The following is a 23,840-nucleotide window of genomic DNA, read 5'->3' on the forward strand; positions in this document are numbered from 1 at the left end:
CCACGACCGAGGACAAGGACTCCTGATGGCCACCCTGCTCTACCGGCTCGGCCGGGGCGCGTTGCGCCGGCGACGGCTCGTCGTCGCGCTCTGGCTCGTCGTACTCGTCGGCGCCGGTCTGGCCGCGGCGACGCTGCGCGGCCCGACGGCGAGCAACTTCACCATGCCCGGCACCGAGAGCCAGCGCGCGCTCGACCTGCTCGCCGAGCAGTTCCCAGCGGCCAGCGGCGCGACCGGCACCATCACGGTCAAGGCGCCCGCGAACGGCCAACTCGGCACCCCACAGGGCCAGGCCGTGGTCCAGGAGCTGGTCCAGCAGGCCGGGACGCTGCCCGGCGTGGTCGGAGCGGTCAACCCGCTCCAGGTCGGCGCGGTCTCACCCGACGGCAGGTACGCGTTGATCCAGGTCCAGTTCGCCACCGGCGGGGACGAGGTGACAGACGAGCAGAAGGACGCGTACGAGCAGGTCGGCGCGGCGGCGAAGGCACAGGGTTGGCAGGTCGCCCCGGGCGGCGAGGTGCTCGGCGGGGAGCCGGAGATCGGCTCGACAGAGGCGCTCGGCGTGCTTGTCGCCGCGATCGTCCTGATCATCACGTTCGGCTCGCTTGTGGCCGCCGGAATGACCATGCTCAACGCGCTGATCGGCGTGGGTGTCGGCATGGCCGGCCTGTTCGCGCTGAGCGGTGCAGTCCAGTTGACCAGTACGGCGCCGATCCTGGCGCTGATGCTCGGCCTCGCCGTCGGCATCGACTACTCGCTGTTCATCACCTCCCGGCACCGACAGAACCTGCTCGACGGTCTGCCCCCGGACGAGGCCGTCGGTCGGGCCGTGGGCACCGCCGGCTCCGCAGTTGTCTTCGCGGGCGCCACAGTGGTCATCGCACTCGCCGGGCTGGCCGTGGTGGACATCCCGTTCCTCACCGTGATGGGTCTCGCCGCCGCCGGCACAGTCACCGTGGCCGTGCTCGTCGCCATCACCCTCCAACCGGCGCTGCTCGGCTTCGCCGGACGCCGGGTGCTCCCCCGCCGACTGCGCGCCGTCCCCACCAACGGCACCGACACCGACGTCGCCGCTGACGAGGACGACACGGACGTCACCGACCGACCGGCCGCGACGACGACCACGACCACGACCGAGCAGAGCAACCGGTTCGGCTTCCGCTGGGCACGCCTGGTCACCCGGTTCCGCGTACCTGTCATCCTGGTCGGCCTGCTCGGCCTGGGGCTGCTCGCGCTGCCCACGCCGGACATGCGGCTGGCCCTGCCGGGCGCCGCGACGGCGGCCGTCGGCTCACCCGCCCGGGTGGCGAACGACCTGACCGTCGAGGGCTTCGGACCGGGCTTCACCGGCCGGCTCGCGGTGGTGGTCGCCGGTGATTCGCCGCAGGCCACCTCGGCCGCCGTACCGCAGGTCACCGCGCTGCTCCAGCGCACCGACAACGTCCTCGCGGTGGCACCGCCCCAGCTCAGCCCGGACGGCCGGACGGCGCTGCTCGGCGTGATCCCGAAGACCGGTCCGACCGACGCGGCCACCGAGACGCTCGTGCACGACATCCGCGGCTCGGTGAGCGGCATCCGCGACGCGGACGTGCTGCTCACCGGCGTCACCGCGATCGGCATCGACGTGTCCGAGAAGCTCTCCGACGCGCTGCCGGTCTACCTGCTGCTGGTGGTCGGGCTGTCGGTCCTGCTGCTGATGCTCGTGTTCCGCTCGCTGCTGGTGCCGGTCAAGGCCGCGTTGGGCTTCCTGCTCACCGTCGCCGCCACGTTCGGCATCACGGTGGCGGTGTTCCAGCAGGGGCACCTCGCCGACCTGGTGGGCCTGGACACGCCCGGCCCGCTGATCAGCTTCCTGCCGATCCTGCTCATCGGCATCCTGTTCGGGCTCGCCATGGACTACGAGGTGTTCCTCGTGTCCCGGATGCGGGAGGACTTCGTGCACGGCGCGACCGCCCGGCAGGCCACGATCAGCGGCATGGGGCACGGCGCCCGCGTGGTCACCGCCGCCGCCCTGATCATGATGTCGGTGTTCGGAGGATTCGTCTTCCTCGACGACCCGGTGATCAAGTCGATGGGCTTCGCGCTCGCCATCGGCGTGGCCATCGACGCCTTCGTGGTCCGCATGACGATCGTCCCGGCCGTGATGTCCCTGCTCGGCGACCGCGCCTGGTGGCTGCCGAAGTGGCTCAACCGCGCCCTGCCGAACGTCGACATCGAGGGCGAGGGCCTGCGCACCCACCTGACGACCCAGATTCCCACCCGGGTCTGACCCGCTTCGACCACGGAGGGTGCGGCTCCCACTCGGGGCCGCACCCTCCGGCATCGCTCACACGCCCGCCGGGTACGTCTCCATCTCGCCGGGCACGGCGGGGACCGCCAGCGGATGCAGGGCCGTCGTCTCGTCACACCAGATGAGGGCGTCGTAGCGATCCCCGAGCCGGGTCGGCACGTAGTTGCCCCAGGACTCGAAGGACGGGTCGTAGACCACCCCGATAGCCCGATGGTCCGCGGGTTCGGTGACCCAGTCCGGCTGGTCGTCGCCGCCGAAGACGAGCACCGCCCGCTCCGGCATCAGCTCGTGCAACAGCCGTTCCACCGAGCCCTCCCGCGCCGGCGGCACCACCATCGCCTCGGACGGCGAGCCCCACCGGGGAGCGGCGATCACCGTGCCCCGGTAGGTGCCGAACCCGATCAACGCCACCGCGTCGTCGCCGTGCCGCTCACGGGCCAACTGACCGATGTTGACCATCCCGTCGGCGGCCATGTCGGTGGCCCGCGCATCACCCACGTGCGTGTTGTGCGCCCAGACGATCCCGCGGGCGTCCGGGCCGTAGCGTTGCAGCAGCCGGTCCAGGGTGTCCTGCATGTGGGTGTCGCGGATGTTCCACGAGTCCGGGCCGCCGGCCACCATCGCCCGGTAGTACCGCTCCGCGCCGGCCACCACCTCCGCGTTCTGCCAGGCCGAGAAGCGGTCCGGGCCGTCCGACATGGCCTGTTCCCGGGTACGCGCCAGCAACCGGACGACCTCCTCCTCGCAGCGCGCGGAGACGAACCGACTGGCCGCGCCGTACTCCTCGACCCGCTTGCCGTACGGCTCGAAGCACCGGTACGCGTCCTGCGCCGCCTCCAGCGAGGTCGGGTCCTCCTCCCCCAGGTAGTCGAAGATCGCCTGCATCGACTCCCAGAGGCTGTAGACGTCGAGCCCGTGGAAACCGGCACGCCCGTCCTCCGGCCGCTCCAGGTTCCACGCCCGCAGCCAGCGGCAGAAGCGCGCCACCTCGGCGTTCGCCCACATCCAGGTCGGCCACCGCTCGAAGTGTTCCAACGCGGTCTGCGGATCGGGGGCCCCTCCCGGAGCGGCGGTGACCGAGCGGTGCACCCGGTCGCAGTCCGGCCAGTCCCCCTCCACGGCCACGAACGAGAAGCCGCACTCCGCGATCAGCCGGCGGGTGAGCTGCTCGCGCAGCCGGTAGTAGTCGTAGCTGCCGTGGGTGGACTCGCCGATCATCACCACCCGGGCGTCCCGGACGCGCTCCAGCAACGGGTCGAAATCGCTCGGCGCGCCGAGCCGCTGAACCAGCATGGCAGCGGCTACCCGGCGGCCGCGCCGGCAAACCGGCGGCGAGCCGCCCGCCGACACGCCGTGCGCGTGTACGGCCGCGGCGAGTGGGTAGCCGACCGGCATGACCGTTCCCGGCGTGCAGTTGCAGGAGTACCTGGCCGGCCTCGACTACCCGGTCTCCCGCGAGGACCTTGTCCGTTGGGGGCAGGAGAACGGGGCCAGCACGGCCATGTTGCAGATGTTGCAGGCGTTGCCGGCCGAACAGTTCGAGTCGCCGGCCGAGTTGAGCGAGGCGCTTACCACCCTCGCCTGACCCGCCGGTCACCGCGCGTGCAGCAGCCGGAACAGCACCAGCCACTGCTCCGGCCAGACGTACCCCACCGGGGTGTCCGACGCGATGCGCGTCGCGCGCAGAGCGGCCGCGACCCGGGCCGGCGGGTGGTGCCGGCGCAGGGTCGCGGCGAGCGAGCCGCCGACACCCTCGAAACCCCACCCCACAAGCCTCTGGTACGCCGGCAGCGCCGCCGCCGGCAGCAGTGGCTCCGGCCGCCGCTCGATGCGCAGGATCCCTGCGTCGACGGCCGGCACCGGCCGGAACGCGGTACGCGGCACCCGCCCCGAAAGCCGCCACTCGTACTCCGGCCAGGTCGAGACGGTGAGCCGGGTCCACCGGCCGTAGTCGCCACTGCGGCGGCGGGCGTACTCCAGTTGGGTGAGCAGGGTCGCGGACCGCAACCGGGGCGCGGCCAGGCACCACCGCACCACGGCCGAGGTCAGCGACCACGGGATGTTGCCGACCACCGCGAACGGCTCCGGTGGTGGCTCGGCGGCAAGGAAGTCCGCCTGCCGATGCTCCACGTTGGACAGCTCCGCGCAGACGGTGGCCAAGTCGCGGCGGACGCCCGGGTCCACCTCGTAGGCCCTCAGCCGCCCGCATCGGGCCGCGAGCGGTCGGGTGAGCTGGCCCCGGCCGGCGCCGACCTCCAACAGGAGCCCGGCCGGATCGGGGTCGGCGGCACGGACCAACCGCTGGACGGCCGCACGGTCGACGAGGAAGTTCTGGCTGAGTACGCGACGGGACCGGTCGCGTTCGGTTGGTCGAAACGGGCGGGGCGCCACGGGTCGTCGTCCTGTCTGTCGCCGCTCGGCGACGGGCTGGACAGGCAGCAGGAAGTGCCGGACCTGTCCGAGTGGGATCGGGACTCGGACGGCCCTGGACGATGCGCGGGTACGCGATGACGAGGCGGCGGCCTCGTGCCGTGGCGAAGGATCAGCGGCGGCGGGGCGGAAGCCCCGGCGCACCGCGAAGTGGACCGATCAGCGGCAGGTCACGTCCCAGCCCGTCAGGGCCGGACGCCGGACGCGCGGACGGGACACCAGCAGGGCACCCCGGGCGGCCGGCGTACCGACCCCCTCGATCAGGGCATGCGTGATCATGCCCGCCACCCTACCGACACCCACCCCAACTCCCCACCCATTTCCCACCCCCGCCCACCGCTGCGTTGATCATGAAGTTATTGCCACGACACGCCGGGCGGGACGGCAATAACTTCATGATCAACGGGGCGGGCGGGCGGGGTGAGGGGGGTGGGGAGGGGTGGGTTACGGGAGGGGGATTGTGCGGGCTTCTGTGCGGGCGGTTTCGGCGGCGGCGAGGATCGTCACGACCTCGCGGCCGAAGCGGACGTCGCAGCGGTGGTCGCGGGTGCCGGTCTGCACCTGCTCGACGAGCTGGTCGATCGCGACACCGAACGCCGTGGCGGGGTCGTTCTCGCCGACCGGGACGGTCTCGATCCCGTTCTCGCCGTAGAACACGAACTCCCGGGCCATCGCCTCGCTCGGGGCGTCCAGGGACAGCGAGGCGCTGCTGGTGGCACCGCCGTCGTGGGTGAGCAGTAGGTGCACCATCCCGCTCGGCCCGTCCATCGCCGCCACCCGGGTCACCCGACCCAGCACCGGCAGGAGAATGGAGAGCGCGTGCGGGGCGATGTCCCAGAGCGCACCGTGCTCACGACGCCAGAGGGAGCCGCCGTACGGGCTGCCCTCCTGGAAGATCGACGCGAACGCCGTGGTGTGACCGTGCTGCCAGCCACCGGCGGCGGCGGTGGAGGCGAGGAACGCGGTGACGTTCGGCTGGAAGCGCTGGGTGAAGAACACGACAGACGCGACCCCGGACGCCTCGGCGGCGGCGACCACCCGGTCGGCATCCTCGACGCTCAGCGCAAGCGGCTTGTCCAGCAGCAGGTGACGGCCGGCGGTGGCGGCACGGACCGCGATGTCGGCCTGAACGTCCGGCGGCAGCGCGACGGCGATCGCCTCGCACTGCTCGATCAGCGCGTCGACATCGGCGTAGGCCGGCACCCCGTACCGCTCGGCCAGCGCCGAGGCCCGCTCCGGGTTACGCCCCCACACGCCTACCAGTTCGGCTTCCGGGTGTGCGTGCAGTGCCTTACCGTGCGTCTCGATCGCCCAGTGACCGGTGCCGAACAAGCCGAACCGCAGCACGTGTACCTCCGCTGTTTCCCCGCACCGTGGCGACGCCACGGACGCGATCCACGCTAGTCGCCCCACCAGGGGCACCGGCGGCGGGTCGACCAACCGGAGCAGTTCATGTCCGGTGCCACCGGGGCGTGACCGGGTCCGGTCGATGCCATGGCCGGTGCCACCGGGCGTGACCGGGTCCGGTCGATGCCATGGCCGGTGCCACCGGGGCGTGACCGGGTCCGGTCGATGCCTGTCGAGCTGCCCCAGAGGTGGGGCGGCGCCGCCGCCGGCCGCGCCTACCGTGGCCACCGGCTGCATGATCGACTCGACTTCCTTGACTCCGGGGCATCCGCAGGCCATCGACACCGCGCCTTACAGGAAACCGAGTCGATCATGACTTCTCCGGCCGCGCCCCACTCGTGGGGCAGCTCTACAGCGAGCGACCGACACCCTGCCGGCCGCCCGCGTTCGGTCGCGGCGAGGCAGATCACCCGGGTACTACGACGGTTAGTAGGCTGTGCCGGTGACCGAGGCAACGACCAGGTGGGGCCGATGACGAGCGCGGCGGCCGACTCGCCGGTGGACGGGCTCCTCGCGACGGCGTCGATCGTGCTGTCGCTGCTCGTCGCCGTGTGGGCGCTTGTCGCGGCGGTACGCCAACGGCCGCCGGACCGGGTGCAGTTCACCGGCCTTGCCGTACTCGAACTGGCGCTGCTCGCGTTGGGGGTGCTGGCTCTGGTCGCGGTCGGTGGCGGGGACCGGCCGGGCGAGCCCGGCGCGTTCTACGGCTACCTCGTCACGCTTGTCTGCCTGCCGCCGCTGGCGTGGGTGCTGGCCCGGATGGAGCCGACCCGCTGGGGGTCGGCGATCGTCTGCGCGGTCTGCCTGGTGGCGCCGGTCGTGGTGGTCCGGCTGCAGCAGACCTGGGAGGTCCTCGGTGGTTGAGACACAACCGGCCCGACGCGCCACGAACGCCGGTCCGGGTCGGCTGCTGATCGCGGTCTACCTGCTCTTCGCCATCGCGGCGACCAGTCGGGCAGGTCTGCAGATCGCCACCAAGTTCGACGAGGCCCCGGTCGCGTACCTGCTCTCCGCCCTGGCCGCGCTCATCTACATCGTGGCCGCGATCGGCCTGGCCCGTGCCGGGCACACCGGCCGACGGGTGGCGCTGGCCTGCTGCTCGGTGGAGCTGGTCGGGGTCGTCGCGGTCGGCATCCTCAGCGTGGTCGACAAGGACCTGTTCCCCGACGAGACGGTGTGGTCGCAGTTCGGCAGCGGGTACGGCTACATCCCACTGGTGCTGCCGGTGCTCGGCCTGTTGTGGCTCTGGCGCACCCGCCGCTGACCCCGACCACCGGCAGCCGAGGTAGGGCACACCCCACCTGCGGCCTTCCCGCTCACTGGCTGTCATCCGGACAGGCCACTTCCTAGGGTCACAGGAGAGTCATCGAACGCTACTCCTGGCCGTTCCGGAGGTGGTCACGTGCATCCTTCCATCGAAGACCCGCCCGTCGAGAACCGCGTGTCCGGGACGGTCTCCCGGATCATCGACGTCGACGCTTTGCGGGCCGTGGCGCTGCTTCTCATCCTGATCGTCAACATCGCCTTCTTCGCCTCCGGCTACGCCTTCCAACTGGTGCCGGATCCCGCACAGGACTCGTGGGGCGACCGGACGGTTCTGTGGCTGGTCGAGCTTCTCTTCACGATGAAGGCGTACCTGCTCTTCTCCTTTCTGTTCGGCTACAGCTTCACGCTCCAACTCGATTCCGCCGCACGGCGGGGCGTCGACTTCGCCCCACGGTTCCGGCGACGACTGGCCGGGCTCTTCGTGCTCGGCATCCTGCACGCGGTGCTGCTGTTCCAGGGCGACATCCTGACCACGTACGCATTGCTCGGTCTGGTCCTGCTCGCCATGCGACGCGTCGCCGTCGGGACCGCCCTGCGCACCGCCGTGCTGGTGACCGGCGGGATCGGCTTCGTCCTCGCGCTCGCCGCCGTCGGCGGGACCCAGTTGGTCACCGATCCGGCGACGGCAATCGAGGCGGGACAGCGGTCCACCGAGGCGCTACAGGGTGGCCTCGGCTCGGTGATCGCCGAGCACGTACGCCAACTGCCGGCGATGGTCGGCGCGCTGCTCGTGCAGGGGCCGCTCGCCTTCTCGGCCTTCCTCTTCGGTTACGCGGCCGGGCGGCGACGGCTGCTCACGACCGTCGTCGAGAACCGGCAGCTTCTGCGCCGGGTGCAGCACATCGGCTATCCGGTCGGCCTGGCCGGCGCGGTGATCTTCGCGTCGGGCGGGGGCACCGCCAACCTGACCGGGCTGACGGCCGGCGTGCTCACCGCGCCACTGCTCGCGGCGGCGTACGCGGCCAGCCTGCTCCAGTTCTTCCAGACCGGCCGGGGGCGGCGGGTGGTCGCCGTCCTCGCGCCGGCCGGACGGATGTCCCTGTCGAACTACCTGGGCCAGTCGCTGCTCTGCGTGCTCGTCTTCACCGGCGTCGGTCTGGGGCTCGCCGGCGCCGTCGCGCCTGCGTTCGTGGTCCTCATCGCGGTCGCGATCTACTGTGTGCAGCTCGCCGTCAGCGCGGCGTGGATGGCCCGGTTCCGCTACGGGCCGATGGAGTGGCTGTTGCGGGCGTGGACCGAGCAGCGGTGGCCACGGCTGACGAGGGCGCTTCCTCGGTGAGAAAGCGCCCTCGTCGGACGGCCGGGTCAGGCCCGTGGGCCGCCGGCGACGTAGATGACCTGGCCGGAGACGAATCCGGCCCCCTCGCTGGTCAGGAACGAGATGGTGTGCGCGACGTCCTCCGGGCGCCCCGGGCGGCGGACCGGGATCTCGGCTGCGGCGTGCTTCTGGAGGTCCTCGAAGTCGACCTTCATGCGGGCGGCGGTGGCCGCGGTCATGTCGGTGACGATGAAGCCCGGCGCGACCGCGTTGACAGTCACCCCGAACGGCCCCAGCTCGATGGCGAGCGTCTTGGTGAAGCCCTGAAGGCCCGCCTTGGCCGCCGCGTAGTTCGCCTGACCCCGGTTGCCCAGCGCGGACGTGCTGGAGAGGTTGACGATCCGCCCCCACTTGCGGTCCACCATGTGCTGCTGCGCGGCCTGGCTGAACAGGAAAGCGCCACGCAGGTGCACTCCCATGACCGTGTCCCAGTCGGCGTTGGTCATCTTGAACAGCAGGTTGTCGCGGAGCACGCCTGCGTTGTTGACAAGCACGGTGGGCGCGCCCAACTCGGCGGCGACACGGGCCACCGCCGCCTCGACCTGGTCGCGGTCGGAGACGTCGGCGCCCACACCGAGCGCACGGCCGCCCGCGCCGACGATGGCGTCCACCGTCTCCTTGGTCGCGGCCTCCTCGATGTCGACCACGGCGACGGCCATCCCGTCGGCGGCCAGCCGTCGGGCGGTGGCCGCGCCGATGCCGCGTGCGGCTCCGGTGACGATGGCGACGCGGGACTCCTCCGACATGATTACCTCCCGGTAACGTGGGGTCGATCGGAGGAGCTTAACGTCAGAACCCCTGACCCCGGCATAGGCGAATCCACCGGTATCCGTGCCCGGAGACCTTCACCGCGCCGAGCTTGCCCAGCTCGCCGTAGCCACGGTCGGTGAGCACGTCGATCGGCATGTCGGCCTCCGGCTCCAGGCTGCTCAGGTCCACCTCGACGTCGTCGGTGCCCAGGTTGTGCACGAAGACCATCGTGCCGGTCGGCCCGTCCGCGCGGTGTGCCAGCACTCCGGCCGGCACCGCCACGTCGATGTGCGTCGTCGAGCCGGACCCGATCTCCGGGGCCTCCCGCAGGGTCCGGATCATGCGCTCGAACCAGGCGAGCAGCGACTTCGCGTCGCCCCGCTGGGCGGTGACGTTGATGTTCTGGTAGCCGAACTCACCCTTGTCGATCACCGGGCGGACCAGCTTCTCCGGGTCCGCCGTGGAGAAGCCGGCGTTCGGCTTGTACGACCACTGCATGGGGGTACGGATGGCGTCCCGACCCCGCAGCGAGAGGTCCTCGCCCATTCCGATCTCCTCGCCGTAGCGCAGCACCGGCGTGCCGCGCAGCGAGAACTGCAGGGCGTACGCCAGCTCGATGCGCCGCCTGTCGTTGCCGAGCATCGGGGCGAGCCGGCGACGGATGCCCCGGTCGTAGATGCGCATGTTCTCGTCCGGGCCGAACTCCGCGTACACCTGGTTGCGTTGTTCGGTAGTCAACCGGGACAGGTCGATCTCGTCGTGGTTGCGCAGGAAGGTGGCCCACTGCCCACCGACGGGCAGCGTCGGGGTGTCGTGCAACGCGTCGATCAACTGTTCTGGGTCCTGGCGGGCCAGGGAGAGCATGAGTCGACCGTTGAGCATGAAGTCGAAGAGCATGTGGATGCGGTTGCCGGAGCCGCTGCTGTCGCCGAAGAACGTGGGCAGTTGGTCCGGTTCGACGTTCGCCTCGGCCAGCAGGACGGCGTCGCCGCGCCGCCACTGCACGTGCTGGCGCATCTCGGTGAGGAACTCGAAGTCCTTCGGCGAGTTCGGGTTGCCCGGCTCGGTCAGCTCGATGATGAACGGCACGGCGTCCATCCGGAAACCGGAGACCCCGAGCTGGAGCCAGAACGACATGATCTTCTTGACCTCGGCGCGGACCTGCGGGTTGGCGAAGTTGAGGTCCGGCTGGAACTTGTAGAACCGGTGGTAGAACCACGCCTTGGCCGTCCGGTCGTAGCTCCACGTCTCCTTCTGCTCACCGGGGAAGACCATGCCCTGGTGCCTGTCGTCGGGCTCGGTGTCGGACCAGACGAACCAGTCGCGGTACGGCGAGTCGGGCGACGAGCGGGCGGACTGGAACCACGGGTGCTCGTCGGAGGTGTGGTTGACCACCAGGTCGATGATCACGCGGATGCCCCGGTTCTGCGCCTGGTGCAGCAGTTCGGCGAAGTCGCCGAGGGTGCCGAAGCGTGGGTCCACGTTGTAGAAGTCGGTGACGTCGTAGCCGTCGTCGCGGTTGGGTGACGGGTGGATGGGGTGCAGCCACAGGCAGGTCACGCCCAGCCGCGCCAGATAGTCCAGTCGACCGATCAACCCGCGGATGTCACCGACCCCGTCGCCGTCGGAGTCGGCGTACGTGTCGATGTCGAGGCAGTAGACGACGGCTTCGGAATACCAACGGTCACCCATGCCGGAGGAACATCTCCGGTCGATCACCACGGCAAACCCGGGCGGCGAGGCCCGGCGCGGTTGGTTACCGTGCCGGTCATGGAGATCGACCTCGTACCGCCGAGCGAACCGCTGGACTGGGCCCGGGGCGCGTGGTTGCACCCGCCGGTCCGCGCCGAGGAGGGTCCGGCCGGCGAGCTGGTCGTCGAGGCCGGGGCGGAGACCGACTTCTGGCGGCGAACCAGCTACGGCTTCGTCCACGACAACGGGCCGGCCCTGCTGGCACCGCTGCCGGTAGGGGCCGCCATGGAGGTGAGCTTCGCCCTCGACTTCTCGGAGCAGTTCGACCAGGCCGGTGTGCTGGTCCGGGTGGACGAGGGGACGTGGGTCAAGGCGGGCGTCGAGGTGAGCGACGGCGAGGCCCAGCTCGGCGCGGTGGCGACCCGGGAGTTCTCCGACTGGTCGGTGTCCCCGGTCCCGGGGTGGGCCGGCCAGGAGGTGACCGTGCGGGTCAGCCGGGCCGGCGACGCGCTTACCGTGCGGGCCCGGGTCGCGGACGCGGCCTGGCGACTGGTCCGCCTCGCACCGCTGGATCCGGCGGCCGAGGCCGTGGCCGGCCCGTTCTGCTGTGCGCCGACGCGCGCCGGCCTCACCGTGGCGTTCACCGGCTGGCGGCAGGGCCCGGCCGACACCGCGCTGCACCCGGAGGGCTGACCCGGCCCCTGCGCCCGCAGGGCTGATCCGGCCGGCGTGGCACGGCTCACGCGTAGGTGTGCGCCGCCGGCCACTGGGTATGACCATCCGATCCCCGCTAGCCGGCTCGGAAGGACGACCAATGGCGTACGCCCAGACTGGTGACCCGTCCGAGTTCACGGGCCTGACCGGGTGGGTGGCGGCGGTGATCGAGGCGATGGGCCCGGTCGGTGTGGCGCTGCTTGTCGCGCTGGAGAGCATCGTCCCGCCGATCCCCAGCGAGATCGTGCTGGCGCTGGCCGGCTTCCTGGCCCACGAGGGCAAGTTCAACGTCGTCGTCGTGGTGCTGGCCGCGACGGCCGGTTCCCTGGTCGGCGCGCTGGTGCTCTACTGGCTCGGCGCGGCCCTCGGGGAGGACCGGCTCAAGCGCTGGCTGGACCGGATCCCGCTGGTGGACCGCGACGACCTGGAGAGGGCCGACCGCTGGTTCGAGCGGCACGGCCGGTGGGCGGTGCTGATCGGCCGGGTGGTGCCTGTGGTCCGCAGCCTGGTCTCCGTCCCGGCCGGCGCCAACCGGATGCCGCTGGGCGAGTTCGTCCTGCTCACCACGATCGGCAGCGGGGTGTGGAACACCCTCATCGTCGGGGCCGGTTACGCGCTGGGCAGCCGCTGGCAGGACGTGGCCCGCTACAGCGACTGGTTCAACTACGCCATCGGCGTGGTCTTCGTCGTGATGGTGGTCGGTTGGGTCATCCGTAAGATCCGCCGTCGTCGCGAGCGCGACGACCGGCGGTCGGTGACCGCCGGTCGCTGATCCGCGTTCCACTCAGCCGGGCAGCGCCACTTCTCAGCCGGGCAGTGCGACGGGCTGCTGGGGGCGGCGCAGCACCGCCTGCTCCAGCGCCGTCCAGGCCGTCGTCGTCACCAGGTAGATCACCGCCGCGAGCGGCAGCACCAGCGCCACCAGCACTGTGGTGAACGGCACCAGGGGCAGCAGCCGGCCGAGCGCGGCGGCTCCCGGCCCCTCGGTGGGCGTACCGGCGACCGTGCCGACCGCCGCCTGCGCCAGGCGTGCCCTCCGCGACGACCACCAGGCCAGCGCCAGCAGCAGGGCCAGCAGGACGACGAAGAGCGGTCCGGCCGCGCCGGCCAACCCGTCGCCCACGTGGTGGCCCAGCGGCACCCCGGCCAGCCGCTCGTCCAGCAGCCCCGTGCCGCCCTCGTCGGTGGCGAACAGCCGGTACAGCACCAGCAGGAACGGCGCCTGGAGCAGCAACGGCAGGCAGCCGGCGATCGGGTTCGCGCCGGCCGAGCGGTACAGCGCGAACACCTCGCGCTGGAGTGTCGCCGGGTCGTCGGCGTACCGCTGCTGGAGATCGCGCACCTGGGGGGCGAGCGCCGCGCGGCGTCGTTCCCCGCGGACCTGCGCGACGGTCAGCGGCGCGATGAGCAACCGGACGGCGATGGTGAGCAGCACGATGGCGGCGACTGTCGCCGTGCCACCGGCCAACGGTACGAGCAGATCGGTGAGCCAGGACAACGCGGTGCCGGCGGCGCCGACGACGCTGTGCAGTGGTGCGAAGGCGAGCATGGGAAACCCCTCGGTCCGATTCCGATGGGTCCTCCCCGGCGGCGGCCGCCGGCACGGAGGACCGGTGACGGTGGGATCGGCCGCGCGGCGGTGTGGCGCTACGCGGCCGAGGGGCGTCCGGGTGCGCGGGGGCGGGGTCGTCCGGCGGCGTCCGGGTCGATCTGACGGGGAACCCGGCGACCTCGGGCGCGGGCACGCAGCCCGGCCCAGCGTCGCGCGACGCCCGGTGCCCCCGCCTGACCGACCACGTGCGCGGCGAGCAGCGCGGCGAACAGGACCAGGGCGGTCAGGGCAGCCCCCGCCAGCAGGCCGGCAGGGCGGTCCGCGAGCACGGTGAGCTGGGCGAACGCGGACATCCACGCGACCCAGAGGAAACTCAGCGGCACCGGCACGGGCTCAGCATAGGACCCGCTGTCACGCCTCCCGGCCGAATCGCGATCGCCCCGATGGCCGGCCCGTGCCGCACCACGCGCCAGTTGTGGCCCGACACGCGCGGGCAGCGCGCCGTTCCACGTTTCCGGGCGTTGCCACTGTGGGTAACCAAGCGGCCGACCGACGCGGACGGACCGCGACAGGCAGAAACGGACGGTGGTGTCGCGATGACGGGCCAGCTGGCGGAGGCACCCAGCGGGACGACCGCGGGAACCGATGCACTCACAGTGGGTGTCGAGGAGGAGTTCCTGCTCGTCGACCCACACACCGGCGCCGCGGTGCCCGCCGTCGACCTGGTGCTGGAGCAGGTGCCGGCGGAACTGCGCGGCCAGGTCGAGCGCGAGTTCCAGACCAGCCAGATCGAGATCGGCACACCACCCGGGTTGGAGCTGTCCTCGATTCGGCACTCCCTCGGCGTACTGCGTAAGGCTCTGAGCGACGCGGCCGAGCGGGCCGGCGTACGGCTGCTGGCCATCGGCACCGGCCCGGTGGACGGCCCGGTACCGCCGGTGGTGGACAAGCCCCGCTTCGACCGGATGATCGAACGGTTCCGCCTGCTCGTTCCCGGCCCCGGCAACAACGGCATGCACGTGCACGTGGGCATTCCCGACCCGGAGACCGGCGTGCAGGTGCTCAACCACGTCCGGCCGTGGCTGCCGATGCTGCACGCCATCACCACCAACTCGCCGTTCTCCCACGGCGAGGACACCGGCTACGCGAGCTGGCGATCGGTGGAGTGGGAGCGCTGGCCGTCGGTGGCGCCGACGCCCTGGTTGGAGTCGCACGAGCACTACCAGCGGCTGATCCGCCAGTTGATCTCCAGCGGGGTGATGCTCGACGAGGGGATGCTCTACTGGTACGCCCGGCTGTCGGCGAAGTACCCGACCGTGGAGCTGCGCATCGGCGACGTCTGCCCGACCGTCGACGACGCGGTGCTTGTCGCCGCGCTGGTCCGGGCCCTCGTGGCCACCGCCATCGCCGACGTCGAGGCCGACCGGCCGGCCCTACGGACCGACCACCACCTGCTGGTCGGCGCGCACTGGCGGGCCGCCCACGACGGCCTGGAGGGCGACGGCGTCGACGTCACCACGGGCGAGCTGCGCCCGGCCTGGGAGTTGCTGGACGGGTTCGTGGAGCGGCTACGGCCCGCGCTGGAGCAGCACGGCGACTGGGCGGAGGTGTCCGACCTGCTGGGCGGGCTGCGCCGCCACGGCACCGGCGCGGCCCGGCAGCGCGCCGTGTACGCCCGTACCGGACGGCTCGTCGACGTGGTGCAGGACGTGGCGCGACAGACCCGCGGGTGAACGCACCCGTGACAGGATGATCCCGTGGCGCAACGACTGATCGTCATCGGCGGGGACGCCGCCGGCATGTCGGCGGCGTCCCAGGCGCGACGCCGTCGCGGCCGCGCCGACCTGGAGATCGTGGTCTTCGAGCGGGGTCACTTCACCTCGTACTCGTCGTGCGGCATCCCGTACTGGATCAGCGGGATGGTGTCCGGTCCCGAGGAGCTGATCGCGCGGACGCCGGAGACGTTCCGCACGCAGTACGCCATGGACGTGCGGATGCGCCACGAGGTGACAGCCATCGACCTGGAACGCCGCGAGGTCGTCGCCCGGGACCTGGAGGGCGGCGGCGAGGTCCGCGAGCGCTTCGACGACCTGGTGTACGCCGCCGGCGCGGTGCCGGTGCAGCCACCGTGGGCGGACACCGACGCGGGCGGCGTGTTCGGGATGCAGACCCTCGACGACGGCGCGGCCCTGCGCGCCTGGCTGGACGCCGAACCACAGCCGCGTCGGGCCGTGGTGGTCGGTGGCGGGTACATCGGCGTCGAGATGGCCGAGGCGCTGATCGAGCGCGGCCTCACGGTGACCCTGGTCGAGGCGGGTCAGCAGCCCATGGCGACTGTCGACGGCGACATGGCCGAACTGGTCGCCGAGGCCATGCGCGGCCTCGGTGTCACGATCCGCACCAGCCTGCCGGTGACCGGCCTGGAGCAGCGGGACGGCCGGGTGTCCGCGATCGTCACGGCCGAGGGGCCGATGCCCACCGACGTCGTGGTCCTGGGTCTGGGCGTACGCCCGAACACCGCGCTCGCCAAGGCTGCCGGCTTTCCGATCGGGCCGACGGGCGGCATCCGGGTGGACCGCCGGCTGCGGGTGCCGGGCCTGCCCGGGGTCTGGGCGGCGGGCGACTGCGTGGAGACGCTGCACCGGGTCAGCGGAATGCCTGTGCACGTGCCGCTGGGCACGCACGCCAACAAGCAGGGCCGGGCGGCCGGCATCAACATCGGCGGCGGGTACGCGACCTTCCCGGGCGTGATCGGCACGGCGGTGACCAAGGTCTGCGACCTGGAGGTGGGTCGGACGGGCCTGCGCGAGCGGGAGGCCGAGGCGGCGGGCTTCGAGTTCGTCTCGGTGGTCGCCGAGTCGACAAACCGGGCCGGCTACTACCCGGGTTCGCGGCTGATGACCGTCAAGCTGATCGCCGAGCGACCCAGCGGCCGGCTGCTCGGGGCGCAGATCGTCGGCTGGTCCGAGGCGGCCAAACGGATCGACACGTTGGCCGTGGCGCTGTGGAACGGCATGACGGTGGATGACATGACCGCGCTCGACCTGGGCTACGCTCCGCCGTATGCGCCGGTCTGGGATCCGGTGCTGATCGCCGCCCGAAAGGCGGTCGACGCGCTCGCCGCCCTCGACCGCTGACCCGCGCCCGCCGTGGAGGACCACCTCGTGACCCAGACTCCGACCAGGTCGACCGCGCGCCGACGTCCGACAATGGTCGATGTCGCCCGGCACGCCGGGGTCAGCCTGAAGACGGTCTCCCGGGTCGTCAACGACGAGCCGGTCGGGCAGGAGTTGCTCGGTCGGGTGCTGGCCGCCATCGCCGAGCTGGGTTTCCGGCGCAACGACATCGCGCGCAATCTGCGCTCGCGGCAGCTCAACGCCACAGTCGGGCTGCTCATCGAGGAGATCGCCAACCCGTTCTACGCCACCATCGCCAGCGTCGCCGCCGAGATCGCCGCCGCTCACGGCACCATGTTGATCACCGCATCCTCCGAGGAGGACCCGGAGCGGGAACGCGCCGTCCTCCAGGACTTCACCCAGCGCCGGGTCGACGGGCTGCTGGTGGTGCCGGCCGGTCCCGACCACTCCTTCCTGCGCCGCGAGGTCGAGCTGGGCATGCCTGTGGTCTTCCTGGACCGGCCGCCGCAGGGGTTGCTCGCGGACGCGGTGCTGCTGGACAACCGGGGTGGCGGCCGGGACGGGGTCGCCGCACTGCTCGACGAGGGGCACCGGCGGGTGGGTCTCCTGCTCGGCGCGCCGAGCGTCCCCACCATGCGTGAACGGCTGCTCGGCGCGCGGGCCGCGCTGGCGGCGGCCGGGATCGAACCGGACGACTCGCTGGTCCGCGACCGCCTGATCGCTCCCGAGGACGCCGGCCGGGCGGTCGCCGCGCTGCTCGACCTTCCGGACCCGCCCACCGCGTTCTTCTGCGGCAACAACCGGCTCACCGTCGGCGCCCTCGCCGAGCTGCACCGCCGGGGCAGCGACGCGGCGTTGGTCGGCTTCGACGACTTCGAGCTGGCCCACCTGATGCCCCGCCCGTTGCGGGTCGTCGGGTACGACACGCGGGAGCTGGCCCGGGTGGCGACGGAGCGCCTGTTCCACCGCATCGCCGGCGACGACTCCCCGCCGGCGACCACGGTCCTCCCCACGAGGCTCCTGCGCCGCGGCCTGACCGGCCTCTAGCCGCCCTTCCCGGGTCGATCACGGAGTTGTGGTGCCCCGCGCATTACGCGAAGTGCGCACCACCAGCCCATGATCGACCCGGCGAGGTTTTCTAGCCCGCGACGGCGAGGAGGGCGTCCACCTCCGGCTTTCGGGGTGGGTCCGCGCCCCGGTGGGCGCAGGTGAGCGCGGCCACCGTCGCGGCCTGGCGCAGCACCGCGCTCCACTGCTGCTCGGTCACCGCGGCGAGGCGGTCGGCCGGCCGGTCACCGAGCGCGTCGACGTCGGCCAGCGCGGCCAGCAGGCCACCGGTGAACGAGTCGCCCGCGCCGACGGTGTCGACCACAGTGGTGCGTACCGCCTGTTGTTCGTGCAGTGCGCCGTTCGGGGCGAGCAGCAACGCGCCCTCGCCGCCCCGGGTGACCACCGCGCAGGACACCCCGGCCTCGCGCCACTCGGCCAACACGTCGCCCACCGAGCGGTCCGGGTAGAGCCAGGCCAGGTCCTCGTCGCTGGCCTTGACCAGGTGCGCGAGGCGGATCTGCCGGCGTACCCGCTGCTGCTCCGCGGCCCGGTCCGTGACGATGCTCGGGCGCAGGTTGAGGTCGATCGAGATGGTCAGCCCGTCGCGGTCGCGTTCGCGGGAGAGCAAGCCCTCCAACACGTGCGCGCCGGGTGCGAGTGCGAGTGCGAGCGACCCGGTGTGCAGGGCCGTCGCCGACGATCCGGCGAGGTCGGGCAGCTCCTGCGGGGTCCACTGCCAGTCCGCCGTGCCGTCGAGCCGGAACTCGTAGCTGGCCTGCCCGGTCGCGTCGAGGGTGGCCACCGCGACCGAGGTGGGTTCCTCGGCGTGGACCGCCCACCGCAGGTCCACCCGGTTGGCCGCCAGGTGCTCGGCGATCTGCCGGCCGTACTCGTCGGGGCCGAGCCGGGCCAGCAGCCGCACCGGCTGGTCGAGCCGCGCCAGGGTGACCGCCACGTTCGCCGGGGAGCCACCCGGCACGGCCCGCTGCCCGTCGGGGGTGACCACCAGGTCGATGAGGGCCTCGCCGGCGACCACGATCATGCGGTCACCGTGCCCGGGGCGAGCGGACCGGGGCCACCGAGCCCGTCGGCCGAACGGGACAGCAACACCGCCTGGTACGCGTGGTAGACGTCCGGCCGGCCGTGCCAGACCGTGTCGGCCGGCAGGTTCCGCGCGTCCAGCTCGTGCCGCCAGCCCGTGCCGTCGATCAGGTGGCGGCGCGCGTACGCCCAGAAGACCCGGTACCAGTCGGCGTAGACCGCGTCCCCGGTGCGGCGGTCCAGGGTGATCGCCGCGCCGACGGCCTCGGCCAGCACCCAGTGCATCCGGGAGCGCACCACCGGCCGGTCGTCCCAGTCGATCGTGTAGACGAAGCCGTCGGCGCCGTCGACAGCCCAGCCGCGCCGCACGGCGGCGGCGAACAGGGTACGGGCGTCGGCGAGCAGCCAGCCCGGTGGCTGCGGCAGGACCGCCTCCAACTCCAGCAGCAGCCGGGCCCACTCCAGCCAGTGGCCCATCGTCGAGCCGTACGGCCGGAACGGGTCGGCGGGCTGGTCCCGGTTGTAGTCGAGCAGGGGCGTCCAGTCGGCGGTGAAGTGCTCGGGCAGTCGCCAGTCGTGCCGGGCCGCCTCGGTGTGCACCAGGTGGGTGGCGATCCGCAGGGCCCGGTCGGTCCAGCTCGCGTCGCCGGTGGCGGCGGCAGCGGCGAGGAACGCCTCGACCATGTGCATGCTGCTGTTCGCGCCTCGGTAGTCCTCGGTGACGGTCCAGTCCCGGTTCCACGATTCGCGGACCGCGCCCACCTCGTCGTCCCAGAACCGGTCGCGCACCACGGCCAGCACGTCGGCGAGCAGGCGGTCGGCGCCGGGTCGCCCGGCCCGAGCGGCGCTGGACGCGGCGAGCAGCACGAACGCGTGGTCGTACCCGGCCTTGCGCTCGTCGGTGGGCGTGCCCTGCTGGTCCACTCCGCCGAACCAGCCGCCGAACTCGTCGTCGCGCAGCAGCGTGCTGAGCGCGGCGACGCCGTGGTCGACGAGGGCGGCGGCATCCGGGTCGCCGCCGGAGTGGGCGAGCGCGGCCACGTGGGTCATCCGGCAGGTGATCCAGGTGTGGAGGGGCTCGCCACGGTCCGGGGTGCGATCGTCGGTGAGCCACCAGAACCCGCCCTCGGGGCGGACCGCGCGGCGGACCGTGTCGAGCAGCGTGCGGGCCTGGTCGGCGAGGAACCCGTCCAGGTCGGGCAGGTCGGGCGACCCTTCGGGAGCGGGGGTCGTGGTGGCGTCGTCGGGTAGGGGCACGTCGGTCATCTCAGCTGGTCACCGTCGGGTAGGAATGGGGCATACGGCCAGAATCGGCGGACGGACCGGGTTCGCGTCGGGAAACCCGCCAACGGAACACCGTAAACCGGCCGGTCGCGCCGGGTAAGAGCAAGAGGATCATGTGTACGATTCCTCCCCCCTTGCCCGTTGACATCGTTGTCAGGCCTCAACCCTGCTCCGGTTGCCCGCCAACTGTCAATCGCGCCTGCGTCACACCCGCGGCCCTGCTCAGTAGTAGTCGTCGATCGGCCGACGCGCCTCCTCGAACAGCGCCGGTCCCTCGTACCGGACCGGAGGCAGCGGCGGGGTGACCGGCTTGACCTCCTCGAACTGCTCGCCGGACAGGGCGTACACCACCCGCCCCAGGCCGGAGCGGTCGATCGCGGTCGCGCACATCGGGCAGGGCTGGCAGCTCGTGAACATCGTGGTGCCGGCGGCCGCCTCCGGCGAGAGCTCCCGGGCAGCCCAGCGGGCCAGCTTCAGCTCCGGATGGGCGGTGATGTCCGAATCCGAGACCACTGTGTTGTGGTCCTCGATCAGGACGACGCCGTCCGCGCCGACAAGCAACGAGCCGAACGGTCGTTCGCCGGCAGCCCCCGCCCGAGCGGCGAGGTCGACGGCACGGCGGAGAAAGGTCTCGTCCTCGGGTGTCATCCGTCCACGCTAGCCACAGTGGACCCGACACGCGAACACTGTCGATTCAGCGCGGCGAATGCCTCAGGATAACCGGATGGATCTGCCCGAGGGGCTTGCCTGGATACGAACATCAGCTGTCGGCCGGGCCTGGCTGGCCACACTTCCGACGTTGCTGGCGGAGTGCGCCGAGCGGTGGTCGCTGCGGCTCGGCCCGCCCTTCCGGTACGCGTACGCCTCCCTCGCTCTCCCCGCCGATCTGCCCGACGGCACGGCGGCGGTGCTCAAGCTCCAGTTCCCGGCCGAGGACAGCCAGCACGAGGCCCACGCGCTGGCCCACTGGGACGGCGACGGGGCGGTCCGGCTGCTCGCGCACGACCCGCACCGCCACGCGCTGCTGGTGGAACGCTGCCGACCCGGCACACCGCTGTACGAGCTGCCGATGGACCGGGCGCTGGACGCGGCGATCGACGTGCTGCCCCGGCTCTGGCGGCCGGCCGGCGCACCGTTCACCCCGCTGGCCGAGGAGGCCGCCGGCTGGCTCGACCGAATCCCCCGAAGCTGGGAACGGACCGGCCGGCCGTACGAGCGGCGACTGCTCGACGCGGCGCGGGCCCTGCTCGTCGACCTGGCGTCGAGCCAGGGCGAGCAGGTGCTCGTCAACCAGGACCTGCACGCCGGCAACGTGCTCGCCGCCGACCGCGAGCCATGGCTGGTGATCGACCCGAAGCCACTGAGCGGCGAGCGGGAGTTCTCGGTCGTGCCGCTCGTGCGCGGTCAGGAGCTGGGCCACTCGCCGGCCGCCGTCCGGCACCGGCTCGACCGGCTCAGCACCGAGCTGGGGCTGGACGCCGAGCGGGTACGGGGTTGGACGATCGGCCACACGATGGCCTGGAGCATCGACGAGGACGTCGTCTTCCCGCACCAGATCGAGACCGTCCGCTGGCTACTCGACGGCGAATGATCCGCGGTGGCGGTTCAGTCGGGCTGACAGGTGCGGCACCAGTAGAGGTTGCGGCCGGCCAGCTCGTCCCGGCTGACCTCGGTGCCGCAGACGTGGCAGAGGCCCCCGGCGCGGCGGTAGACGTAGACCTCACCGCCGTGGCGGTCGACCCGCGGTGGGCGACCCATCGCCTCCGGCAGGTGCACGTCGCGGACCGTGTCGATCCGCCCCTGCCGCAGGGCGAGGCGCATCAACTCGACCAGGTCGGCCCAGAGGGCGTCCCAGCCGGCTCGGGTCAGCCCTCGGCCGGGCATCGTCGGCGACAGTCCGGCCCGGAACAGCGCCTCGGTCACGAAGATCAGCCCGGTGCCGGCCACCACCGACTGGTCCAGCAGCAGCGCCGCGAGGGGCGTCGGGCTGCGGGAGATCCGGGCGTACGCCCGCTCGGGGTCGGCGTCGGCGCGCAGCGGATCCGGTCCGAGGCGCTCGCGCAGGGCGGTGACCTCGGGCGGGGTGAACAGTTCGCAGGCTGTCGGCCCGCGCAGGTCGAGCCAGTGCCGGTCGCTGGCCAGCCGCAGCCGCACCTGGCCGACGGGATCGGGCGGCGTCCCCGGCCCGTCGGTGAACTTTCCGTACAGGCCGAGGTGCACGTGCAGGGTCAGCTCACCGGCGTAGTGGTGCAGAAGGTGCTTGCCGTACGCCTCGGTGCCCTCCAGGACGGTGCCGGAGAGTCGGGCCGCCCCCTCGGCGAAGCGGCCCTGCGGACTGGCGGCGTGCAGCTTGTCCCCGGCGAACAGCTCGGCGTGCCGGGCCGCCAGGCGATGAATCGTGTGTCCCTCTGGCACGTTTGCCAAGGATAGCCAGCCCGGCGAGCGCGACCGGCGGGGCGCGGCCGAGCAGTCCCGCCGGCGCACCGTTCGACCCGGGCGCGTGGCGCTGACCGCGCTCGGGGCGCGACGCTCGGGCGCGTGGCGCTGATCGACTCGGGTTTCTGGAAAACGGGGTGTCGTGATGGGCGGGACACCCCGTTTTGCAGGAAGGCGAGTCGATCAAGAGCGGACGGGCGCGGCCGACGCGACGGCGGACGCGGGCGGGCGCGCCGGGCTGCGGCGTCAGCCCTTGCGCTGGTCCTTGAGGTCGGCCACGAAGGCGGCCCAGATGGCCGGGGCGAAGGTGAGCGCCGGGCCGGTCGGGTCCTTGCTGTCGCGCACGCCCACGACGCCGGCCAGATTGTCGGCCACCTCGACGCAGTTGCCGCCGCTCCCGCCGCTGCGGGTGCTCTTGCGCCAGCGGGCACGGGCACTGTCAGTCATGATGCTCCTCGATGATCGAAGTGATCATTTTCTCTGATTCTGCCTCACCCGACGCCAGCGTCTCCAGGTCCGACCAGACGTGTGCGAAGGCGGCCACCTCGGCTGGCTTGTCCAGATACAGCGCTCCGGTGATGTTCTCCAGGTAGACGGTGGTCGGCTCGGTCGACGCCCGGCCGAACGCCTGCGGGAAGCCCAGCAGGACGAAGGTGCCGGTCTCGCTGGCCAGGGGCGGACCAGCGGCGAACGGGAGCACCCGCAGGCTCACATTCGGCAGCGCGGCCACGTCGAGCAGGTGGCGAAGTTGACCCCCCATCGCCCGGCGGTCGGGGATGGTGCGCCGCAGCACCGCTTCGCTCAGGACGACCCGCAGCACCGGCGCGGTGGGCAGCCGGCGTACGAGGATGCCCTGCCGCTGCAACCTGACCTCGACCAGTTTCTCGCGCTCCTCCCCGCTCAGGGTCGGGTTCTTGCGGCGGAACAACTCGCCGGCGTATTCGCGGGTCTGGAGGAGTCCGGGGATCAGCTCAGCGTCGTATTGACGCAGGGTCGAGGCCGACGATTCCAGGCCGACGTACAGCGAGAACCAGGACGGAACCACATCACCGTACGAATGCCACCACCCTTTGGCGCGAGTCTCCTTCGCCAAACCGGCGACAATGTCCCTCATGTCATCCGGCACGCGGTAGAGAGCGCACATGGCGCGGGCGTCCACCACGCGCACCGGGACCAACCCCTTCTCGATGCGCCACACCTTCTGCCGCGAGCAGTCCAGTGCCTGGGCTGCGGCGTCCAGCGTCACCGCGGCGTCCACCCGGAGCTGGGTGAGCAGCCGGCCGAGCTGTCGCCGAGGGACCGTGGACCCGCTTGTTTCATCCGTCATGCAACATCACCGCACCCCTCCTGCAACATCGAATGTTTCACCCCGCACGCATTTCTTTTCCATTCCGCGTGCGTCAATACGGCACG

23 protein-coding genes and 2 pseudogenes are annotated in these 23,840 nt (G+C 72.0%); 12 read left to right on the top strand and 13 right to left on the bottom strand.

The window, feature by feature from the left end; translation table 11 throughout:
• Positions 1–25: 25 nt before the first annotated feature.
• Both ACLQ26_RS10925 and ACLQ26_RS10930 read left to right on the top strand, forming a co-directional pair.
• A pseudogene (locus ACLQ26_RS10925) lies at positions 26–1,031 on the top strand (MMPL family transporter); the annotation flags it as partial.
• 110 nt (positions 1,032–1,141) lie between these two features.
• Positions 1,142–2,269, top strand: a pseudogene (locus tag ACLQ26_RS10930) (MMPL family transporter); the annotation flags it as partial.
• 57 nt (positions 2,270–2,326) lie between these two features.
• On the opposite strand, the gene ACLQ26_RS10935 reads toward ACLQ26_RS10930, so the two are convergent.
• Positions 2,327–3,583 carry an erythromycin esterase family protein gene (locus tag ACLQ26_RS10935; protein WP_425744301.1) on the bottom strand — a complete coding sequence of 419 codons (1,257 nt, stop codon included), beginning with the start codon at positions 3,581–3,583 and terminating at the stop codon, positions 2,327–2,329.
• Between the two features lie 100 nt (positions 3,584–3,683).
• Here ACLQ26_RS10935 and ACLQ26_RS10940 point away from each other — a divergent pair, with 100 nt between their 5' ends.
• The gene (locus ACLQ26_RS10940) at positions 3,684–3,875 is read left to right on the top strand and encodes a DUF2795 domain-containing protein (RefSeq protein ID WP_363679940.1); all 192 of its coding nucleotides are present in this window, start codon (positions 3,684–3,686) and stop codon (positions 3,873–3,875) included.
• An 8-nt stretch (positions 3,876–3,883) separates the two neighbouring features.
• On the opposite strand, the gene erm is transcribed toward ACLQ26_RS10940, so the two are convergent.
• On the bottom strand, positions 3,884–4,681 hold the full coding sequence (gene erm, locus ACLQ26_RS10945) for an ErmE/ErmH/ErmO/ErmR family 23S rRNA (adenine(2058)-N(6))-methyltransferase (protein ID WP_425744302.1): 798 nt from the start codon (positions 4,679–4,681) through the stop codon (positions 3,884–3,886).
• A 483-nt stretch (positions 4,682–5,164) separates the two neighbouring features.
• Positions 5,165–6,067 (bottom strand): Gfo/Idh/MocA family protein, encoded by a 903-nt coding sequence (locus ACLQ26_RS10950; protein ID WP_425744303.1) that lies wholly within the window; start codon positions 6,065–6,067, stop codon positions 5,165–5,167.
• Positions 6,068–6,598: 531 nt separating this feature from the next.
• On the opposite strand from ACLQ26_RS10950, the gene ACLQ26_RS10955 reads away from it, so the two are divergent.
• The 3 genes from ACLQ26_RS10955 (at position 6,599) to ACLQ26_RS10965 (ending at position 8,732) form a co-directional block, all read left to right on the top strand.
• The gene (locus ACLQ26_RS10955; protein ID WP_393300297.1) at positions 6,599–6,991 is read left to right on the top strand and encodes a hypothetical protein; all 393 of its coding nucleotides are present in this window, start codon (positions 6,599–6,601) and stop codon (positions 6,989–6,991) included.
• Entirely contained in the window at positions 6,984–7,391 is a 408-nt protein-coding gene (locus ACLQ26_RS10960) for a hypothetical protein (RefSeq protein WP_425744304.1), read from the top strand. The genes ACLQ26_RS10955 and ACLQ26_RS10960 overlap by 8 nt, the downstream gene beginning before the upstream one ends.
• A 138-nt stretch (positions 7,392–7,529) precedes the next feature.
• Complete coding sequence (locus ACLQ26_RS10965; protein WP_425744305.1) at positions 7,530–8,732, top strand: DUF418 domain-containing protein; 1,203 nt, start codon at positions 7,530–7,532, stop codon at positions 8,730–8,732.
• Between the two features lie 26 nt (positions 8,733–8,758).
• Here the strand turns inward: ACLQ26_RS10965 and fabG are convergent, their stop codons facing one another.
• Both fabG and ACLQ26_RS10975 read right to left on the bottom strand, forming a co-directional pair.
• The gene (gene fabG, locus ACLQ26_RS10970; RefSeq protein WP_425744306.1) at positions 8,759–9,517 is read right to left on the bottom strand and encodes a 3-oxoacyl-ACP reductase FabG; all 759 of its coding nucleotides are present in this window, start codon (positions 9,515–9,517) and stop codon (positions 8,759–8,761) included.
• Positions 9,518–9,560: 43 nt separating this feature from the next.
• Positions 9,561–11,213 carry an alpha-amylase family protein gene (locus ACLQ26_RS10975; protein WP_425744307.1) on the bottom strand — a complete coding sequence of 551 codons (1,653 nt, stop codon included), beginning with the start codon at positions 11,211–11,213 and terminating at the stop codon, positions 9,561–9,563.
• Positions 11,214–11,291: 78 nt separating this feature from the next.
• On the opposite strand from ACLQ26_RS10975, the gene ACLQ26_RS10980 reads away from it, so the two are divergent.
• Both ACLQ26_RS10980 and ACLQ26_RS10985 read left to right on the top strand, forming a co-directional pair.
• Positions 11,292–11,906 carry a DUF1349 domain-containing protein gene (locus tag ACLQ26_RS10980; protein ID WP_425744308.1) on the top strand — a complete coding sequence of 205 codons (615 nt, stop codon included), beginning with the start codon at positions 11,292–11,294 and terminating at the stop codon, positions 11,904–11,906.
• Between the two features lie 121 nt (positions 11,907–12,027).
• Entirely contained in the window at positions 12,028–12,699 is a 672-nt protein-coding gene (locus ACLQ26_RS10985; RefSeq protein ID WP_425744309.1) for a DedA family protein, read from the top strand.
• A gap of 33 nt (positions 12,700–12,732) precedes the next feature.
• On the opposite strand, the gene ACLQ26_RS10990 is transcribed toward ACLQ26_RS10985, so the two are convergent.
• Entirely contained in the window at positions 12,733–13,476 is a 744-nt protein-coding gene (locus tag ACLQ26_RS10990) for a YidC/Oxa1 family membrane protein insertase (RefSeq protein ID WP_425744310.1), read from the bottom strand.
• A 98-nt stretch (positions 13,477–13,574) separates the two neighbouring features.
• Positions 13,575–13,868 carry a DUF6412 domain-containing protein gene (locus ACLQ26_RS10995; protein WP_425744311.1) on the bottom strand — a complete coding sequence of 98 codons (294 nt, stop codon included), beginning with the start codon at positions 13,866–13,868 and terminating at the stop codon, positions 13,575–13,577.
• Positions 13,869–14,075: 207 nt separating this feature from the next.
• On the opposite strand from ACLQ26_RS10995, the gene ACLQ26_RS11000 reads away from it, so the two are divergent.
• The 3 genes from ACLQ26_RS11000 to ACLQ26_RS11010 all read left to right on the top strand — a co-directional run bounded on the left by ACLQ26_RS11000 (position 14,076) and on the right by ACLQ26_RS11010 (position 17,663).
• The gene (locus tag ACLQ26_RS11000; RefSeq protein WP_425744312.1) at positions 14,076–15,212 is read left to right on the top strand and encodes a carboxylate-amine ligase; all 1,137 of its coding nucleotides are present in this window, start codon (positions 14,076–14,078) and stop codon (positions 15,210–15,212) included.
• A 24-nt stretch (positions 15,213–15,236) separates the two neighbouring features.
• A complete protein-coding gene (locus ACLQ26_RS11005) occupies positions 15,237–16,616 on the top strand; it encodes an FAD-dependent oxidoreductase (protein ID WP_425744313.1) in 1,380 nt (459 codons plus the stop codon).
• 72 nt (positions 16,617–16,688) lie between these two features.
• Positions 16,689–17,663: a LacI family DNA-binding transcriptional regulator gene (locus ACLQ26_RS11010; protein WP_425744406.1), complete on the top strand. Its 975-nt coding sequence runs from the start codon at positions 16,689–16,691 to the stop codon at positions 17,661–17,663.
• 91 nt (positions 17,664–17,754) lie between these two features.
• Here ACLQ26_RS11010 and ACLQ26_RS11015 read toward each other — a convergent pair whose 3' ends face one another.
• The 3 genes from ACLQ26_RS11015 to ACLQ26_RS11025 all read right to left on the bottom strand — a co-directional run bounded on the left by ACLQ26_RS11015 (position 17,755) and on the right by ACLQ26_RS11025 (position 20,639).
• Positions 17,755–18,708 carry a carbohydrate kinase family protein gene (locus ACLQ26_RS11015; RefSeq protein WP_425744314.1) on the bottom strand — a complete coding sequence of 318 codons (954 nt, stop codon included), beginning with the start codon at positions 18,706–18,708 and terminating at the stop codon, positions 17,755–17,757.
• Complete coding sequence (locus ACLQ26_RS11020) at positions 18,705–19,973, bottom strand: AGE family epimerase/isomerase (protein WP_425744315.1); 1,269 nt, start codon at positions 19,971–19,973, stop codon at positions 18,705–18,707. Before ACLQ26_RS11020 ends, ACLQ26_RS11015 begins: the two co-directional genes overlap by 4 nt.
• Positions 19,974–20,213: 240 nt before the next feature.
• A complete protein-coding gene (locus tag ACLQ26_RS11025; RefSeq protein WP_425744316.1) occupies positions 20,214–20,639 on the bottom strand; it encodes a nucleoside deaminase in 426 nt (141 codons plus the stop codon).
• 76 nt (positions 20,640–20,715) lie between these two features.
• Between ACLQ26_RS11025 and ACLQ26_RS11030 the strand changes: the two genes are divergently transcribed.
• Positions 20,716–21,582, top strand: a complete 867-nt coding sequence (locus tag ACLQ26_RS11030) for an aminoglycoside phosphotransferase family protein (protein ID WP_425744317.1) — start codon at positions 20,716–20,718, stop codon at positions 21,580–21,582.
• Positions 21,583–21,596: 14 nt separating this feature from the next.
• On the opposite strand, the gene ACLQ26_RS11035 is transcribed toward ACLQ26_RS11030, so the two are convergent.
• The 3 genes from ACLQ26_RS11035 to ACLQ26_RS11045 form a co-directional block, all read right to left on the bottom strand.
• Positions 21,597–22,406, bottom strand: coding sequence for an Fpg/Nei family DNA glycosylase (locus ACLQ26_RS11035; RefSeq protein WP_425744318.1), 810 nt, complete (start codon positions 22,404–22,406; stop codon positions 21,597–21,599).
• Positions 22,407–22,673: 267 nt separating this feature from the next.
• The gene (locus ACLQ26_RS11040; protein ID WP_425744319.1) at positions 22,674–22,874 is read right to left on the bottom strand and encodes a DUF397 domain-containing protein; all 201 of its coding nucleotides are present in this window, start codon (positions 22,872–22,874) and stop codon (positions 22,674–22,676) included.
• Entirely contained in the window at positions 22,867–23,754 is an 888-nt protein-coding gene (locus tag ACLQ26_RS11045) for a helix-turn-helix domain-containing protein (protein WP_425744320.1), read from the bottom strand. Before ACLQ26_RS11045 ends, ACLQ26_RS11040 begins: the two co-directional genes overlap by 8 nt.
• Positions 23,755–23,840 lie beyond the last annotated feature (86 nt).

It is taken from the genome of Micromonospora sp. DT43, from assembly GCF_049841645.1.
In the GTDB taxonomy this organism is placed as follows: Bacteria; Actinomycetota; Actinomycetes; order Mycobacteriales; family Micromonosporaceae; genus Micromonospora.

Excerpts from the sequence above, each read along its gene's own strand:
- ACLQ26_RS10935 (WP_425744301.1), bottom strand. The coding sequence starts at position 3,583 with ATGCTGGTTCAGCGGCTCGGCGCGCCGAGCGATTTCGACCCGTTGCTG.
- ACLQ26_RS10940 (WP_363679940.1), top strand. The coding sequence starts at position 3,684 with ATGACCGTTCCCGGCGTGCAGTTGCAGGAGTACCTGGCCGGCCTCGAC.
- ACLQ26_RS10955 (WP_393300297.1), top strand. The coding sequence starts at position 6,599 with ATGACGAGCGCGGCGGCCGACTCGCCGGTGGACGGGCTCCTCGCGACG.
- fabG (WP_425744306.1), bottom strand. The coding sequence starts at position 9,517 with ATGTCGGAGGAGTCCCGCGTCGCCATCGTCACCGGAGCCGCACGCGGC.
- ACLQ26_RS10975 (WP_425744307.1), bottom strand. The coding sequence starts at position 11,213 with ATGGGTGACCGTTGGTATTCCGAAGCCGTCGTCTACTGCCTCGACATC.
- ACLQ26_RS10980 (WP_425744308.1), top strand. The coding sequence starts at position 11,292 with ATGGAGATCGACCTCGTACCGCCGAGCGAACCGCTGGACTGGGCCCGG.
- ACLQ26_RS10985 (WP_425744309.1), top strand. The coding sequence starts at position 12,028 with ATGGCGTACGCCCAGACTGGTGACCCGTCCGAGTTCACGGGCCTGACC.
- ACLQ26_RS10990 (WP_425744310.1), bottom strand. The coding sequence starts at position 13,476 with ATGCTCGCCTTCGCACCACTGCACAGCGTCGTCGGCGCCGCCGGCACC.
- ACLQ26_RS11000 (WP_425744312.1), top strand. The coding sequence starts at position 14,076 with ATGACGGGCCAGCTGGCGGAGGCACCCAGCGGGACGACCGCGGGAACC.
- ACLQ26_RS11010 (WP_425744406.1), top strand. The coding sequence starts at position 16,689 with ATGGTCGATGTCGCCCGGCACGCCGGGGTCAGCCTGAAGACGGTCTCC.
- ACLQ26_RS11015 (WP_425744314.1), bottom strand. The coding sequence starts at position 18,708 with ATGATCGTGGTCGCCGGCGAGGCCCTCATCGACCTGGTGGTCACCCCC.
- ACLQ26_RS11020 (WP_425744315.1), bottom strand. The coding sequence starts at position 19,973 with ATGACCGACGTGCCCCTACCCGACGACGCCACCACGACCCCCGCTCCC.
- ACLQ26_RS11025 (WP_425744316.1), bottom strand. The coding sequence starts at position 20,639 with ATGACACCCGAGGACGAGACCTTTCTCCGCCGTGCCGTCGACCTCGCC.
- ACLQ26_RS11030 (WP_425744317.1), top strand. The coding sequence starts at position 20,716 with ATGGATCTGCCCGAGGGGCTTGCCTGGATACGAACATCAGCTGTCGGC.
- ACLQ26_RS11040 (WP_425744319.1), bottom strand. The coding sequence starts at position 22,874 with ATGACTGACAGTGCCCGTGCCCGCTGGCGCAAGAGCACCCGCAGCGGC.
- ACLQ26_RS11045 (WP_425744320.1), bottom strand. The coding sequence starts at position 23,754 with ATGACGGATGAAACAAGCGGGTCCACGGTCCCTCGGCGACAGCTCGGC.